We start from the raw sequence: 14,964 nt of genomic DNA, 5'->3' as shown, positions 1-14,964 counted from the left end.
TGCAGCCGTACGCGCGTCCGCGCCGCTTGCCGATGGCTCGCTCAACGGGCCGCGAAAGGCTGGTCCGTGGAGACGATTTCGCGGCCCAGCGGCAGCAACGAGACCGGGATCAGCTTGAAGTTGGCGATGCCGAACGGGATGCCGATGATCGTGACGCACAGGGCGATGCCGGTGACGATGTGGGCGAGGGCCAGCCACCAGCCGGCCAGGACCAGCCACAGGACGTTGCCGATGCACGAGGGGGCGCCCGCGTCCCGGCGCTCGACCGTGGTGTACCCGAAGGGCCAAAGGGCGTAGACGCCGATGCGGAAGGCGGCGATCCCGAAGGGTATGCCGATGATCGTGATGCAGAGCAGGACGCCGGCGAGCAGATACCCGAGGAACAGCCAGAAGCCGCTCAGGACGAGCCAAATGACGTTCAGGATGGTCTTCACTGGTAACGACCTGCCATCTTTTCGAGCCGGGCGATACGGTCCGCCATCGGCGGATGTGTGGAGAACAGCTTCGACAGCCCCTGGCCCGGGCGGAACGGGTTGGCGATCATCATATGGCTCGCCGTCTCGATCCGGGGCTCGGGCGGCAGCGGGAGCTGCTGGGTGCCGAGCTCCAGTTTGCGCAGGGCGCTGGCGAGGGCCAGCGGGTCGCCGGTGATCTGGGCACCGGAGGCGTCGGCCTCGTACTCCCGGGAGCGGCTGATGGCCAGCTGGATGAGGCCGGCGGCGAGCGGACCGAGGATCATGATCAGGAGCATGCCGACCAGTCCGGGGCCGTCGTCGTCGTCCGAGCGGCCGATCGGGATCAGCCAGGCGAAGTGCACCAGGAACACGATCACCGAGGCGAGCGCGCCGGCCACCGAGGAGATGAGGATGTCCCGGTTGTAGACGTGACTGAGCTCGTGGCCGATGACTCCGCGCAGCTCCCGCTCGTCCAGCAGGCGCAGGATGCCCTCGGTGCAGCACACGGCCGCGTTGCGCGGGTTGCGGCCCGTGGCGAAGGCGTTGGGGGCCTCCGTGGGCGAGATGTACAGGCGGGGCATGGGCTGGCGGGCCTGTGTGGACAGCTCGCGGACCATTCGGTACAGCGCCGGGGCCTCGAACTCGCTGACCGGGCGGGCGCGCATCGCGCGGAGCGCCAGCTTGTCACTGTTCCAGTACGCGTACGCGTTCGTGCCCAGGGCGATCAGGACGGCGACGATCAGGCCGACGCGTCCGAAGAAGCTGCCGATGACGATGATGAGTGCGGACAGTCCCCCGAGGAGTACTGCGGTCCTGAGCCCGTTGTGCCGGCGGTGCACGGTGCGCCCTCCAAGTCGTGCCGCTGGGGAACACTTTGATCCAGTGGACCCTCCCGCTTGTGACAACGCCAGGCGGGGTTCACGAGTTCCCTGGTGGATGCGGCTGCGCGCGGGGGCCGTACGGGTGATGCGCCGGGACGGCCACGCGCGCGCTGTGGGTACGGGTGCCCTGCGCGCGCGTGGCCGAGTCCTCAGAACAGCCCGGTGGCGGCGAAGCGGAGGACCAGCTGGGGTGCTCCGGACAGGACGACGCCGAGTACGCCGGTGAGGGCGAGAGCGGCCGTGAGGGGAGCCGGAACGCGGTGCCGGGCGGGTTCGCCCTCGGGGGCGCGGAAGAGCAGGGCCGTCCACTGCAGGTAGTAGAAGAGGGCAATCACCACGTTCACGGCCATGACCACGGCGAGCCAGCCGAGCCCCGCGTCCACGGCGGACGAGAAGACGGTGACCTTGGCGAACAGCCCGATGACTCCCGGCGGAAGGCCTGCCAGACACAGCAGGAAGAAGGCCAGGAGGAGCGCGGTGAGCGGGTTGGTGGCGTACAGGCCCCGGTAGTCGCTGATCCGGTTCAGGGCCTGGCTGCGGCCCACCACGGCGGCCACCGCGAACGCGCCGAGGTTCACGGCGGCGTACATGAGCGCGTAGGCCACCGTCGAGCCGATCGCCTTCTGCGGGTCCTTGGCGTAGCCGGCGGCGGCGATCGGCACCAGCAGGTAGCCGGCCTGGCCGACGGAGGACCAGGCGAGCAGCCGTACGGCGCTGTACGCGCGCGTGGCGTGCTGCCGGAGGGCGCCGACGTTGCCGACGGTCATGGTGAGCGCGGCCAGGACGGCGAGCGCGGGGCCCCAGACGTCGGCGTACGACGGCAAGGCGACAACGGTGACGAGGATCAGTCCGGAGAAGCCGACCGCCTTGCCGACGACCGACAGGTACGCGGCGACGGGCAGTGGAGCGCCGACGTAGGTGTCGGGCACCCAGAAGTGGAACGGGACGGCCGCCGTCTTGAAGGCGAAGCCGATCAGGGTGAGGACGACACCCGCCTGGGCGAGGGTGTGCAGCTGTCCGTCGACGTGCGGCAGGCGCTGGGCGACCTGGGTGAGGTAGAGGGTGCCGGTGGAGGCGTAGACGAAGCTGATGCCCATCAGGCTGACCGCTGTGGCCGTCACCGAGGACAGGAAGAACTTCAGGGCGGCCTCGGAGGACCGCTTGTCACCGTGCCGGATGCCGACGAGGGCGAACGCGGGCAGGGAGGCGACCTCCAGGGCGACGATCAGGGTGGCCAGGTCGCGGGAGGCGGGCAGCAGGGCGGCGCCCGCGGCGGAGGACAGCAGCAGGAACCAGAACTCCCCCGGCGGTACGCGCCGCCGGTCGTCGTCGAGGTTCGTGACCGACAGCAGCGCGGCGAGCAGGGCGCCGCCGAGGACGAGGAACTGGATGACGAGTGTGAAGTGGTCGGCGGTGTAGCTGCACGCGCGCGTGGCACCGTTCAGGCAGAAGGTGCTGCGGTTGCCGTCCAGGAGGGGCAGGAGCATCAGCGTGGCCACGGCGAGACCGGCGACCGAGACCCAGCCGAGGACGTCCTTGCGGGCCTCGGGCAGGAACAGGTCGGCGACCAGGACGACGAGTGCCACCACGGCGGCGATGGTCGGTGGGGCCACGGCGAGCCAGTCGACGGACTGGACCAGCGACTCGGCGAGGGGCTGGGCGCTCATCGGGTGCCTCCTGCGAGGAGCTGGTGCACGGCCGGGTCGGTCAGGCCGAGCAGCGCCCTCGGCCACAGCCCGGCGACGACGGTGAGGGCGACGAGCGGGGTCCAGGCGGCGAACTCGTAGCCTTGGACGTCGGCGAGCTTCGGGACCTCCCGCTCCGCGCCGCCCATGCAGACGCGGCGGACCACGATCAGCATGTACGCGGCCGTCAGCAGGGTGCCGAACGCGCCGATCGCCATGAAGGTCAGGAACGCCGGCCGGCTGAGGTCGGCCGCGGGCTTGAACGCCCCGAACAGGGCGAGCATCTCGCCCCAGAAGCCGGCGAGGCCGGGCAGGCCGAGGGAGGCGACGGCGCCGAAGGCGAGGAGGCCTCCGAGGCGCGGGGCCTTGCCGTACAGGGCGAGGCCGGTCTCTTCGGCGAGGGTGTCGAGGTCGGTGGTGCCGGTACGGTCCTTCAGCGCGCCGGCCAGGAAGAACAGGAGGCCGGTGATGAGTCCGTGGGCGATGTTGGCGAACAGCGCGCCGTTCACGCCGGTCGGGGTCATGGTGGCGATGCCCAGCAGGACGAAGCCCATGTGACCGACGGAGGAGTAGGCGATCAGCCGCTTGAGGTCGCCCTTCGCGCCGCGCTTGGCCAGGGCCAGGCAGGCCAGGGATCCGTAGATGATCCCGACGACGGCGAACGCGGCGAGGTACGGAGCGAAGGTGTGGAAGCCGTGCGGCGCGATGGGCAACAGGATCCGGACGAACCCATACGTACCCATCTTCAGCAGGACACCGGCCAGCAGGACCGAGCCGACGGTCGGCGCGGCGGTGTGGGCGTCGGGCAGCCAGCTGTGCAGCGGCCACATCGGCGACTTGACCGCAAGCCCGATCCCGATCGCGAGAACGGCGATGACCTGCACGGATGCGGTGAGTGACCGGCCGTTGTCAGTGGCGAGTGCCACCATGTCGAACGTGCCCGCCTTGATTCCGATCAGGAGCAGGCCCAGCAGCATGACGACGGAGCCGAGCAGCGTGAAGAGGATGAACTTCCACGCGGCCCGGGTCCGGCCCTCGCCGCCCCAGCGGGCGATGAGGAAGTACATCGGGATGAGCACCATCTCGAACGCGAGGAAGAACAGCAGCAGATCGAGGACGGCGAAGGTCGCGAGGGTGCCGGACTCGAGCAGGAGCAGCAGCGCGACGAACGCCTTCGGGGAGCCGCCCGCGGGCGGCTTGAAGTAGGAGTACAGCGCGCAGAGGAAGGTCAGCAGCGCGGTCAGGACGACGAGGGGGAGAGAGATGCCGTCGATGCCGAGGTGGATCCGCACGTCGAGCGCGGGGATCCAGCTGATGTCGGTCGTGGCCTGCATCTTCGACGGATGGTCGTGGTCGAAGCCGAGCGCCAGGACGATCGCGGCGATGAGGATCGCGCCGGTCACGGTCACACCGTGCCGCAGCACGGCCTGCTCGGGCGACTTCCCCTTCAGCCCGGGCGGGGCCGGCAGGAGAGCGGCGACGGCGCCGAGGAGCGGGCCGACGACAAGAAACGCCAGAAGGTACTGCATCACGGACTCGTTGATATCGATCACGCCTGCTCACGCTCCCGTGGCGACGAGGACGACGGCGACCGCCAGGACGACGGTGCCGGCGAGCAGCGCGCTCACATAGGTCTGCACATTGCCGGTCTGCGCGCGCCGTACGGCGGCTCCGAGCAGCCGGGGGATGCCTGCCGCGCCCTGTACGTAGGTGTCGACGACCTCACGGTCGAGGAAGCGGACGAGGCTCGCCCCGGCCCGGACCGGGCGGACGAACAGCACGTCGTACACGGCGTCCAGGTGGAAGCCCGCGGCCGCGGGCCGGTGCAGCGGGCCGAGCAGCAACCGGCCGGGGTCCGCGGGGTCGGGGGCGTAGGCGATGTCGCCGTAGGCCGGCTCGTGGGTGGCGATGGCCTCGGCCTCGACCAGTCCGGCGTCGGCCTCGGGGTGGGCGGCGATCGCGCCGAGCGGCACCCGGGAGGCGAGCCGGGTGGTGCGCTGCCAGGCGCCGTAGGTGAGCAGCCCGCCGACCAGGGCGAGGCCCGTGCCGAGGATGGAGGTGAGCGGCGCGGGGGTCAGGTCGCGGCCGTCGAACCAGCCGGGCAGCGCGCGGTAGGCGAGCCCGCCGAAGGCCAGGGACGGCACCGCGAGGACCCACAGCACCACGTTCATCGTCAGCGGCTGGCGGCCGTGGTCGGGGGCCTCGGCGCCCCGGCCGCGGAAGGCGAGCAGCCACAGCCGGGTGGCGTAGGCGGCGGTCAGCAGGGCGGTGACCAGGCCGGCGACGAGGACGAGCCAGCCGGCGGCACCGGGCACGTGCGCGGTGTGTCCGTCTGCCGCCTGCTGGGCGGCGCCGAGGACGGACTCCTTGGAGAAGAAGCCGCTGAACGGCGGGATCGCGGCGAGTGCGAGGAGCGCCACGGTCATCGTCCAGTAGGCGTCCGGGATCCGGTCGCGCAGGCCGTGCATGCGCGACATGGCGGCCAGCGAGTTGGTGCCGGCGGCGTGGATGATCACGCCGGCCGCGAGGAACAGCAGCGCCTTGAAGGCGCCGTGGGACAGGAGGTGGAAGACGGCGGCACCGCGGTCGCCGGCGGCCAGGGCGCCGGTCATGTAGCCGAGCTGGCCGATCGTCGAGTAGGCGAGGACGCGCTTGATGTCGTCCTGGGCGAGCGCGGCGAGACCGGAGCCGGTCATGGTCACGGCGGCCATGACGGCGAGGACGATCATCGCGGCCTGGGAGGCCTCGAAGAGGGGGAGGAGACGGGCGACGAAGTAGACACCGGCGGCGACCATCGTCGCGGCGTGGATCAGCGCCGAGACGGGCGTCGGACCCGCCATCGCGTCCGGGAGCCAGGTGTGCAGCGGGAACTGCGCCGACTTGCCCGCGACGCCCGCGAGGAGCAGCAGGGCGATCACCGTCGGGTGGTGCAGGCTGCCGCTCGCGACGGCGCCGAGGACACGCGTGATCCGGAACGAGCCGGCGTCGGTGGCGAGCGCGAACAGGCCGATGAGGAACGGCACGTCGCCCAGCTTGGTGACCAGGAAGGCCTTCAGGGAGGCGGCGCGGGCCTCGGGGGTCTCCCAGTAGTGGCCGACCAGGAAGTAGGAGCAGATGCCCATGACTTCCCAGCCGACCAGCAGCACGATCAGGTCGCCGGAGTAGACGACCAGGAGCATCGCGGAGGTGAACAGGGAGACGAGGGCGGCGTAGGAGGGGTAGCGCGGGTCGTCGCGGAGATAGCCGGTCGAGTAGATCTGCACGCAGGTCGCGACGAAGGCGACGAGGATCGCGACGAGCGCGGCGAAGCCGTCGATGTACAGGGCCAGCTCGATCGGGACCGAGCCGGTCGGCGTCAGCTCCGTGTGCGCCGCGACGGCCTGACCGCCGCCCTGGCGTGCGGCGACCAGCGCGGCCAGGAGGAGCGAGGCCAGTGGCGGCAGCACGGCGAGCGGGCGGACGAACCCGGGCGCGGTGCGGCCGAGCAGCAGGCCGGCGACGGCGCCGAGGAACGGCAGGAGGGGGACGAGGACGGCGAGGGTGGTCGTGGTCACGCGGTGGCCTCAGCCTTCTCGGCAGCGGAGGAGCCGGGGCCCTCGGTGCCGGAGCCCCCGGTGCCGGGGCCCTCGGCGGTGTCGCGGAGTTTGTCGATGTCGGAGGTGCCGCGGTTGCGGTAGACGGCGAGCACGATCGCCAGGCCGATGCCGATCTCGGCGGCGGCGATGGCGATGGTGAACAGGGTCAGCGCCTGGCCGGAGTGCAGGGTGTCCTTCGCGGCCCGGCTGAGCCAGACGTCGAAGGCGACGAGGTTGAGGTTGACGGCGTTGAGCATCAGCTCGACCGACATCAGGACGAGGATCGCGTTGCGGCGGGCGAGGACGCCGTACAGGCCGGTGCAGAACAGGAGGGCGGACAGTACGGCCGGGTAGGCGAGGTGCATCAGCGGCCGCCTTCCTTCTCGCCGGCGGCGGCGGCAGCTGCGGTGCCGCCCGTGGCCGCGTCCGCCTGCGCCTTGCGGGACAGGACGATCGCGCCGACCAGGGCCGCGAGGAGCAGCACGGACAGGGCCTCGAACGGCAGCACCCAGTGCCGGAACAGGCTGCTTCCGGTGACCCGGGTGCTGCCGGCGGCCGGGCCGTTCAGGTCGATCCAGGTGGTGCGGAAGGCGTCGACGACCACCCACACCAGGGCGACGGCGGCGGCGGCCGCGACGGTCAGGGCGGCCCAGCGGTTGCCCGAGTCGGCGTCCGGGGAGCGGCCGATGGGCGCCCTGGTGAGCATCAGTCCGAACAGCAGGAGGACGACGACGGAACCGACGTAGATCAGGACCTGCACCCAGGCGATGAACTCGGCCGTGAGCAGCAGGTACTCCACGGCGAGGCCGCCGAGCGCGACCACCAGCCACAATGCTGCGTGCACCAGCTGGCGGGTGGTGACGGTGATCAGCGCGGCGCCGAAGGTGACCAGGCCGACGAGGAGGAAGGCGATCTCGACGCCGGTCGGGGACAGGAAGCCGGGCCGGTCTGCGGCCAGGCTCAGGGTCGGGGCGAGGGTCACGGCGTGTCCTCCCCCGGTTCGGCCTGCGCGGCCGCCAGCTTCTCGGCGGTCTTGCGGGCGGCGGCGATCTCCTTCGGCTCCTCCGCGGCGGGGTCCAGGGCGGGCGGCGCCGGGACGGTCCACATCCACTCGCGGAGCTTGTCCCGCTCGTGGGTGAGGTCGTGGATGTCGGTCTCGGCGTACTCGAACTCCGGCGACCAGAACAGCGCGTCGAAAGGACAGACCTCGATGCAGATACCGCAGTACATGCACAGGGAGAAGTCGATGGCGAACCGGTCGAGGACGTTGCGGCTGCGTTCGCGGCCGCCGGGAGCGGCCGGAGGGACCGTCTCCTTGTGGGAGTCGATGTAGATGCACCAGTCCGGGCACTCACGGGCGCAGAGCATGCAGACCGTGCAGTTCTCCTCGAACAGGCCGATCACGCCCCGGGTGCGGGGCGGCAGTTCGGGCTGGGCGTCCGGGTACTGCTCGGTGACGGTCTTCTTCGTCATCGTGCGGAGGGTGACGGCCAGGCCCTTGGCGAGGCCACTGCCAGGGATGGGGGCCATGGTTACGAGATCACCACCTTGACGATGCCGGTGAGGGCGATCTGGGCGAGGGAGAGGGGGACGAGGAGGGTCCAGGAGAGCTTCTGGAGCTGGTCCTCGCGCAGCCGGGGGTAGGTGACGCGGAGCCAGATGACGACGAAGGCGAGGATGGCGGTCTTCAGCAGCGTCCAGAGCCAGCCGAGGCCCGCGGCGCCCCAGGGGCCGTGCCAGCCGCCCAGGAAGAGGACGGTGGTCAGGCCGCACAGGACGACGATGCCGGCGTACTCGGCGAGGAGGAACAAGGCGAAGCGCAGGCCCGTGTACTCGGTGTACGCGCCGAAGATGATCTCCGAGTCGGCGACCGGCATGTCGAACGGCGGGCGCTGCAGCTCGGCGAGCCCGGCGACGAAGAAGACGACCGCGCCGACGATCTGCCAGGGCACCCACCACCAGTGGAAGGCGTGCAGGATGCCGGGCAGGGAGACTGTTCCCGCCGCCATCGCCACCGAGGCCGCGGCGAGCAGCATCGGGAGCTCGTAGGCGAGCAGTTGGGCGGCCGTGCGCAGACCGCCGAGCAGGGAGAACTTGTTCGCACTGGCCCAGCCCGCCATGAGCGAGCCGAGCACGCCGACGCCCATCACCGCGAGCACGAAGAACACGCCCGCGTCGAGGACCTGGCCGACGGCGCCCTTGCTCGGGCCGATCGGGATGGCGAGCAGCACGAGGAGGTACGGCAGCAACGCGACGGCGGGGGCGAGCTGGAAGACGCGGCGGTCGGCGCCGGCCGGTACCACGTCCTCCTTCTGCGCGAACTTCACGCCGTCCGCGATGAGCTGGGCCCAGCCGTGGAAGCCGCCCGCGTACATCGGGCCGAGGCGGCCCTGCATGTGCGCCATCACCTTGTGCTCGGTCTGGCCGACGATCAGCGGGAAGGTGAGGAAGACGACGAACACGACGAGGAGTCGCAGGGCGACGTCCAGCACGTCGTTCACTGCGGGCCTCCTGTGGGGTCGTGGTCGTTCGGGCTGTCGGGGCTGGCGCGATGCTCGCCGGTGGCGGAGTCCTCGGGGGCGGAGGAGTCCTCGGGGGCGGAGGAGTCCTCGGGACCGGCGCGATGCTCGCCGGTGGCGGAGTCCTCGGGGGCGGAGGAGTCCTCGGGGACGGAGGAGTCCTCGGGAACGGAGGAGTCCTCGTCCATGGGCGAGTGCGCCGGTGTCGCGGTGCCCTCGCGCGCGACGCGGCCGTCACCCGTGGCGGGCGGCTCGGGGCGTTGCCCGGGCTGGGCGGGTGCTGCGGGGGTCCGCTCGGAGTCGTACCGGGACGCCACGGGGTCGGCCGGGGCAGGCCCGGGTTCCGTCGGCGACTGCCCGGCATCCACGGGGGTCTGCTCGGGCTCCGTCGGCGACTGCCCGCCCTCCACAGGAGCCCGCTCGGGCTCCGTCGGCGACTGCCCGCCCTCCACAGGAGCCCGCTCGGTTTGTGCCGGCTCCTCGAATGCCGGGCGGGCGTGGTGCCACGGGGCGTCCGAGCTGCGCGGGGCCGCGCTGCGGCGGGCGGGGCGGGGCGCGGTGTCCGGTGCCGTCGGTTCGTCGGCAGCGGGAGCAGTCGGCTCCGGGGCATGGGCCCGCTGTGCGGCGGAGCCCTCCGAGGCGCTGCGCGAGCGGCGCGGGCGGGCCGGGGACGGGCCGGGTTCGTGGGCCACGGAGGCCTCGGCGGCCGGGCCTTCCACCGCCGTCCGGGTCGCATCGCCCTCGGCCGCGGCCTGCTTGAGCTCTGCCGCGTCCTGCTGCGCCGGCGTCTGGCTCACCGAGCCCTCGCTCGCGCTCCGCATCCGCCGCGGCCGGGCACCGGCAGCACCGCCGGCACCACCGCCGGCCGCAACACCCGCCGCGCTCCCGGCACTCGCCGCACCCTGCGGAGCCGAGGCACCCGGGGTCCGAGCCTCCGGGGTCTGGCCCGTCTGAGCCCTCTGAGCCGTCTGAGCCGTCTGAGCCGTCTGAGCCGTCTGAGCCGTCTGACCCGTCTGGCTCGTGGAGCCCCCCGCCGCCGTGCGGGTGCGTCGTACCGGGCGCTCGCCCGCGGCGCGGCCCGCCGCGCGGGCCGGCCGGGCCGGGGCCGGGGGCAGCTGACCCTTCAGCGGGCCCCACTCGTTGGGGTCGGGCACGCCCGGGGGCAGCATCTGCCGGCGCTTCGGGCCGCCGTGCTCGGATTCGCCGGGTTCCTTCGCACCGGGCCAGGCCTTGGCCACGCGGGCGGCGAGGACGAAGTCCTTGCGAAGCGGGTGGCCCTCGAAGTTCTCCGGGAGGAGGAGGTGTTCCAGGCCCGGATGGCCCTCGAAGCGGACGCCGAACATCTCGTGGGTCTCGCGCTCGTGCCAGGCGGCACCGGCGTAGACGCCGACGGCGGACGGCAGGGCCGGCGCCTCGTGCGGGACGGTCGTACGGACGAGGAGACGGCGGACCGGGCCGAGGGCGACCACGTGGGCCGAGACGCGAAAGCCCGTGCCCGGTTCGTCGACCGCGCTGAGCCAGTCGAAGTAGGTGCAGCCCAGGGTCGTACGGGCCGTCTCCAGGGCGGTGAGCCAGGAGGACGGCGGCACGTCCACGGTCAGGAGGTCGTACGACTCCTCGGCCGTGGCCTCCGTACCGAAGAGGTCCTCGACCGGGGCGGGCAGCCAGCCGGCCGTGCTCATCGGATGTCCCCCTCGACCGCGGCGGGCGCCGGGGGCCGCACCAGGTCGCTGGTCAGGGCGGCCGCCGACGGCCGGGAGTCGCCGTACCGCTCCCCGAGCGACTCGCGGGCGATCTTCTCCTGAAGCTTGAGGATGCCCTGGAGCAGCGCTTCGGGGCGCGGCGGGCAGCCGGGGACGTACACGTCCACCGGGATGATCTGGTCGACGCCCTTGGTGACGGAGTAGGAGTCCCAGTAGGGGCCGCCACAGTTGGAGCAGGCGCCGAACGAGATGACGTACTTCGGCTCGGGCATCTGCTCGTACAGGCGCTTGACGGCCGGGGCCATCTTGTCCGTGACCGTGCCCGACACCACCATCAGGTCGGCCTGGCGGGGTCCCGGAGCGAACGGGATGACGCCGAGCCGGATGAAGTCGTGGCGGGCCATCGACGCGGCGATGAACTCGATCGCGCAGCAGGCGAGGCCGAAGTTGAAGACCCACAGGGAGTAGCGGCGGCCCCAGTTCAGGACCACCTTCATCGGCTCGGGAGCCAGGCGGGCCAGGGCACCGAGCCGCTTGGGCTCCGGCAGGTAAACAGGATCCGGGGTCACGTCCATGCCAGGACGCCCTTCTTGTATGCGTACAGCAGACCTACGGCGAGGAAGCCGAGGAAGACGAACATCTCCACCAGGGTGGTCGCGCCGTAGCCGGGGGCGGCGAAGACCGTCGCCCAGGGGAACAGGAAGATCGAGTCGACCGCGAAGATCACGTACAGGAAGGCGTAGACGTAGTAGCGGACCTGGGTGTGGGCCCAGCCCTCGCCGACGGGGTCGACGCCGCACTCGTAGGTCAGCAGTTTCTCGGGGGTCGGCACGACCGGGCGCAGGAGCCGTCCTGCGCCGAAGGCGACCGCGACGAACAGCACGCCGATGAGGGCGAGCAGTCCGACCACCGAGTAGGACCGGAAATAGCCGGCCGCGATGACGTGCGCCGCGGCGGCCGTCGAGCCCCCCAACGTCTCCCGCACCGTCCGACCTCGCTCCCTGACCTCGTGACCCGGTGAACCCGTGATGCCACGGATTCGACGATCTGTACGCACGGGAGTCTAGGCCCTGATAAAGAGCCGGTAAGCAGCCCGTCACACCGTGAGACAGATGGCGTGCGCGAGCGGGGTGCGCGAGCGGGGCTCCCGGGTGGGGTTTTCCCCCGTCGGCGGAGGGCGGCGTACCGCATGGCGCGACGGGCGCCGGGCACGGCAGGCTGACCGGTATGACCGCTACCAGCTCCGCCGCCGGCCGGGCCGACGGCACCGACCGTCTGCCCCGGGTCCGGCCGGCGTACGACGCCCACACCTGGAGGGAGATCCTGTATCTCCTGCTGAACCTGCCGGTGACGGTGTTCGGCTTCGTCTACGCGATCGCCGTGCTGTCCGTCGGCGGGGGCCTGACGATCACTGTCGTCGGCCTTCCGCTGCTCGCGCTGAGTCTGCTGGGCGCCCGGCAGCTGGGGAAGCTGGAGCGGGAGCGCGCCCGGCGGCTGCTCGGAGTGCGGGTGGAGGAGCCGACACCGCTGCCGCTCGCGAGGAGCGGCGGGCTGATGCAGCGGCTGTGGATGGCGTTGAAGGACCCGGTGGGCTGGCGGACGCTGCTGTACGACGCGATCCGGCTGCCCTGGGGCGTTCTCACCTTCTGCACGGTGCTGACCTCGCTGTTCGTGCTGTGGCCGGTGCTGCCGTACCTGGCCCGGGGCCTGGCGAACGTGGACCGGTTCATGGTGCGCGGGCTGCTGTCGCCCTCGGACGAGCTCGAACGCCGTATCGCCGAACTGGAGTCGGACCGCGGGGTCGTGGTGGACACGGCCGCCGCCGACCTGAGGCGCATCGAGCGGGACCTGCACGACGGCGCCCAGGCCCGGCTGGTCAACCTGGCCATGGGGCTCGGTCTGGCCAAGGAGAAACTGCTGGAGGATCCCGACTCGGCGGCGGCGATGGTGGAGGAGGCGCACGGCGAGGTGAAGCTGGCCCTGCAGGAGCTGCGCGACCTCGCCCGTGGCATCCATCCGGCCGTGCTGACCGACCGGGGCCTGGACGCAGCCCTTTCCTCGGTCGCCACGCGCTGCACGGTTCCGGTGAAGGTCACCGTGGACCTGCCGGACCGCCCGGCGCCCGCCATCGAGGGCATCGCCTACTTCACGGTCTCCGAACTGCTGCAGAACGTCAGCAAGCACAGCCGGGCGCGGTCCGCGTCGGTGGACGTGTGGCGCGCCGAGGACCGGCTGCTGATCCAGGTCCAGGACGACGGCCGGGGCGGCGCCCGGCTGGACGGCGGCACGGGCATGCGGGGGCTCGCGGAGCGGCTGGGCGCGGTGGACGGCCTGTTCGTGCTCGACTCGCCGGCCGGCGGCCCGACCGTGGTCACGGCGGAGCTGCCGTGGCGGGACCGGACCGAGTAGCGGAGAGCCACGTATGCGGGTACCGGCGGCTGCGACTCCCCAGGGGCGTGGGGAGGCACCGGAGGCAAGGTGCCGATTCCGCCGGGGGCAAGGTGGGGAAAACCCCCGCTCCAGAACGCCGACGGACTCCATGGTCCGGGAACGCCCGGCGCACGACTCTGGAGATACGGCTGAAGCGCCGCTGGGACGAGGAGAACGGGACGGGATCGATGGTCACGGAGCACGGACACGGGTACGGGCCGCGGGACGGGCTGTCCGCCGGCACCGGCCATCGGCTGCCCGCCGCGCTGCGGGCGCCGTTCGAGGCGCGCAGCCGGCGCGAGTTCGGCTATGTCCTGCTGAGCCTGCCACTGTCCATCGTGCTGTTCACGTGGACGGTGACGATGGTGTCGCTCGGTGCGGGCCTGCTGGTGACCTTCCTCGGCATCCCGGTGCTCGCGGCGGCACTGGCCGGCTGCCGGGGCTTCGGCGCGCTGGAGCGGGCGCGGGCGCGGGGGCTGCTGCGGCTGGACGTGGCCGAGCCGGAGCCGCTGCGGACGCGCAAGCCGGGGGCGCTGGCCTGGATGGGCGCGGTGCTCAAGAGCGGCACCTCCTGGCGGAACCTGCTGTACGCGCTGGTGCAGTTCCCGTGGGCCCTGTTCTCGTTCTCGGTGGCGGTGACCCTGTGGACGTTCGGCTGGGCGCTGCTGACCTACCCGCTGTGGTTCTGGGTCTTCCCGGTGTACGGCGGCCAGGGCGGGCTGCAGCTGTACGGCGACGAGCACCACAGCATCTACCTCGACAACCCCTTCGAGATCACCGTCACCGCGCTGGTCGGGCTGCTGTTCACCCTGGCCACGCCGTGGATCGTCCGCGCGCTGACGACGGTGGACGGGCTGCTGGTGCGGGGGCTGCTGGGGCCGTCGCTGCTGTCGGCGCGGGTGGTGGAGCTGGAGTCGGACCGCGGCGTCGTGGTCGACACGGCCGCCGCCGACCTGCGGCGCATCGAGCGGGACCTGCACGACGGGGCCCAGGCCCGGCTCGTCAGCCTCGCCATGGATCTGGGGCTGGCGAAGGAGAAGCTCCGTGAGGATCCGCAGGTGGCGGCGCAGATGGTGGAGGAGGCGCACGGCGAGGTGAAGACGGCGCTGCAGGAGCTGCGCGACCTCGCCCGTGGCATCCATCCGGCCGTGCTGACCGACCGGGGCCTGGACGCGGCCCTGTCCTCGGTCGCCTCGCGCTGCACGGTTCCGGTGCGCGTGGAGGTCGATCTGCCGGGCCGCCCTGCGCCGGCCATCGAGGGCATCGCCTACTTCACGGTCTCCGAACTGCTGCAGAACGTCAGCAAGCACAGCCGGGCGCGGTCCGCGTCGGTGGACGTGTGGCGCGCCGAGGACCGGCTGATGCTGCAGGTGGTCGACGACGGTGTGGGCGGCGCGGACGCCTCCCAAGGCTCGGGCCTGGCCGGCCTCGCCGGCCGCCTGGACGCGGTCGACGGCATCCTCGTGGTGGACTCCCCGGCCGGCGGCCCGACGCGGGTGATCGCGGAACTGCCCTGGCGGACCTGACGCGCCGCACCTGCGGCCACGCGGGCCCGCCCGCGCGGATCCCACCGCGGAGCCCCACACCGAGCCTCACCGCACCGCAGCCTCGCCCGCACCGCAGCCTCGCCCGCACCGCAGCCTCGCCCGCACCGCAGCTCATCGCACCGCAATGCCCTCAATGGACCACCCCGCAAAATCTCGCACCACCCCCGGA

The 14,964-nt window shown here is 72.1% G+C and carries 14 protein-coding genes; 2 read left to right on the top strand and 12 right to left on the bottom strand.

Going from position 1 to position 14,964, the window contains the following annotated elements:
• Positions 1-41: 41 nt before the first annotated feature.
• From ABZ919_RS25685 to ABZ919_RS25630, 12 genes are all read right to left on the bottom strand, one after another.
• Positions 42-434, bottom strand: a complete 393-nt coding sequence (locus tag ABZ919_RS25685; protein WP_361252137.1) for a YccF domain-containing protein — start codon at positions 432-434, stop codon at positions 42-44.
• Positions 431-1,294: a zinc metalloprotease HtpX gene (gene htpX / locus ABZ919_RS25680; protein ID WP_361252135.1), complete on the bottom strand. Its 864-nt coding sequence runs from the start codon at positions 1,292-1,294 to the stop codon at positions 431-433. The genes ABZ919_RS25685 and htpX overlap by 4 nt, the downstream gene beginning before the upstream one ends.
• A gap of 191 nt (positions 1,295-1,485) precedes the next feature.
• Complete coding sequence (locus ABZ919_RS25675; RefSeq protein WP_361252132.1) at positions 1,486-3,003, bottom strand: NADH-quinone oxidoreductase subunit N; 1,518 nt, start codon at positions 3,001-3,003, stop codon at positions 1,486-1,488.
• On the bottom strand, positions 3,000-4,574 hold the full coding sequence (locus tag ABZ919_RS25670) for an NADH-quinone oxidoreductase subunit M (RefSeq protein WP_361252129.1): 1,575 nt from the start codon (positions 4,572-4,574) through the stop codon (positions 3,000-3,002). Before ABZ919_RS25670 ends, ABZ919_RS25675 begins: the two co-directional genes overlap by 4 nt.
• Before the next feature lie 6 nt (positions 4,575-4,580).
• Positions 4,581-6,575, bottom strand: a complete 1,995-nt coding sequence (locus ABZ919_RS25665) for an NADH-quinone oxidoreductase subunit L (RefSeq protein WP_361252126.1) — start codon at positions 6,573-6,575, stop codon at positions 4,581-4,583.
• Positions 6,572-6,961, bottom strand: coding sequence for an NADH-quinone oxidoreductase subunit NuoK (gene nuoK, locus ABZ919_RS25660; RefSeq protein WP_361252123.1), 390 nt, complete (start codon positions 6,959-6,961; stop codon positions 6,572-6,574). The genes ABZ919_RS25665 and nuoK overlap by 4 nt, the downstream gene beginning before the upstream one ends.
• Complete coding sequence (locus tag ABZ919_RS25655; RefSeq protein ID WP_361252121.1) at positions 6,961-7,578, bottom strand: NADH-quinone oxidoreductase subunit J; 618 nt, start codon at positions 7,576-7,578, stop codon at positions 6,961-6,963. Before ABZ919_RS25655 ends, nuoK begins: the two co-directional genes overlap by 1 nt.
• Entirely contained in the window at positions 7,575-8,126 is a 552-nt protein-coding gene (locus tag ABZ919_RS25650) for an NADH-quinone oxidoreductase subunit I (protein ID WP_361252119.1), read from the bottom strand. Before ABZ919_RS25650 ends, ABZ919_RS25655 begins: the two co-directional genes overlap by 4 nt.
• A 2-nt stretch (positions 8,127-8,128) precedes the next feature.
• Positions 8,129-9,097 carry a complex I subunit 1 family protein gene (locus ABZ919_RS25645; protein ID WP_361252116.1) on the bottom strand — a complete coding sequence of 323 codons (969 nt, stop codon included), beginning with the start codon at positions 9,095-9,097 and terminating at the stop codon, positions 8,129-8,131.
• Positions 9,094-10,797 (bottom strand): NADH-quinone oxidoreductase subunit C, encoded by a 1,704-nt coding sequence (locus tag ABZ919_RS25640; RefSeq protein WP_361252113.1) that lies wholly within the window; start codon positions 10,795-10,797, stop codon positions 9,094-9,096. The genes ABZ919_RS25645 and ABZ919_RS25640 overlap by 4 nt, the downstream gene beginning before the upstream one ends.
• Positions 10,794-11,393 carry an NADH-quinone oxidoreductase subunit B family protein gene (locus tag ABZ919_RS25635; protein ID WP_361252110.1) on the bottom strand — a complete coding sequence of 200 codons (600 nt, stop codon included), beginning with the start codon at positions 11,391-11,393 and terminating at the stop codon, positions 10,794-10,796. The genes ABZ919_RS25640 and ABZ919_RS25635 overlap by 4 nt, the downstream gene beginning before the upstream one ends.
• Complete coding sequence (locus ABZ919_RS25630) at positions 11,384-11,803, bottom strand: NADH-quinone oxidoreductase subunit A (protein ID WP_361252107.1); 420 nt, start codon at positions 11,801-11,803, stop codon at positions 11,384-11,386. The genes ABZ919_RS25635 and ABZ919_RS25630 overlap by 10 nt, the downstream gene beginning before the upstream one ends.
• A 242-nt stretch (positions 11,804-12,045) precedes the next feature.
• Between ABZ919_RS25630 and ABZ919_RS25625 the strand changes: the two genes are divergently transcribed.
• Together ABZ919_RS25625 and ABZ919_RS25620 are read left to right on the top strand one after the other, a co-directional pair.
• Positions 12,046-13,227 (top strand): sensor domain-containing protein, encoded by a 1,182-nt coding sequence (locus ABZ919_RS25625; protein WP_361252104.1) that lies wholly within the window; start codon positions 12,046-12,048, stop codon positions 13,225-13,227.
• Between the two features lie 209 nt (positions 13,228-13,436).
• Complete coding sequence (locus tag ABZ919_RS25620; RefSeq protein WP_361252101.1) at positions 13,437-14,774, top strand: sensor domain-containing protein; 1,338 nt, start codon at positions 13,437-13,439, stop codon at positions 14,772-14,774.
• Positions 14,775-14,964 lie beyond the last annotated feature (190 nt).

It is taken from the genome of Streptomyces sp. NPDC046759 (assembly GCF_040645475.1).
Lineage (GTDB): Bacteria > Actinomycetota > Actinomycetes > Streptomycetales > Streptomycetaceae > Streptomyces.
This window is presented reverse-complemented; position numbering and strand designations above follow the sequence as displayed.

What these genes read in the sequence shown, in the direction of transcription:
- ABZ919_RS25675 (WP_361252132.1), bottom strand. Translation starts at nt 3,003, where the DNA reads ATGAGCGCCCAGCCCCTCGCCGAGTCGCTGGTCCAGTCCGTCGACTGG.
- ABZ919_RS25640 (WP_361252113.1), bottom strand. Translation starts at nt 10,797, where the DNA reads ATGAGCACGGCCGGCTGGCTGCCCGCCCCGGTCGAGGACCTCTTCGGT.
- ABZ919_RS25635 (WP_361252110.1), bottom strand. Translation starts at nt 11,393, where the DNA reads ATGGACGTGACCCCGGATCCTGTTTACCTGCCGGAGCCCAAGCGGCTC.
- nuoK (WP_361252123.1), bottom strand. Translation starts at nt 6,961, where the DNA reads ATGCACCTCGCCTACCCGGCCGTACTGTCCGCCCTCCTGTTCTGCACC.
- ABZ919_RS25620 (WP_361252101.1), top strand. Translation starts at nt 13,437, where the DNA reads ATGGTCACGGAGCACGGACACGGGTACGGGCCGCGGGACGGGCTGTCC.
- ABZ919_RS25650 (WP_361252119.1), bottom strand. Translation starts at nt 8,126, where the DNA reads ATGGCCCCCATCCCTGGCAGTGGCCTCGCCAAGGGCCTGGCCGTCACC.
- ABZ919_RS25625 (WP_361252104.1), top strand. Translation starts at nt 12,046, where the DNA reads ATGACCGCTACCAGCTCCGCCGCCGGCCGGGCCGACGGCACCGACCGT.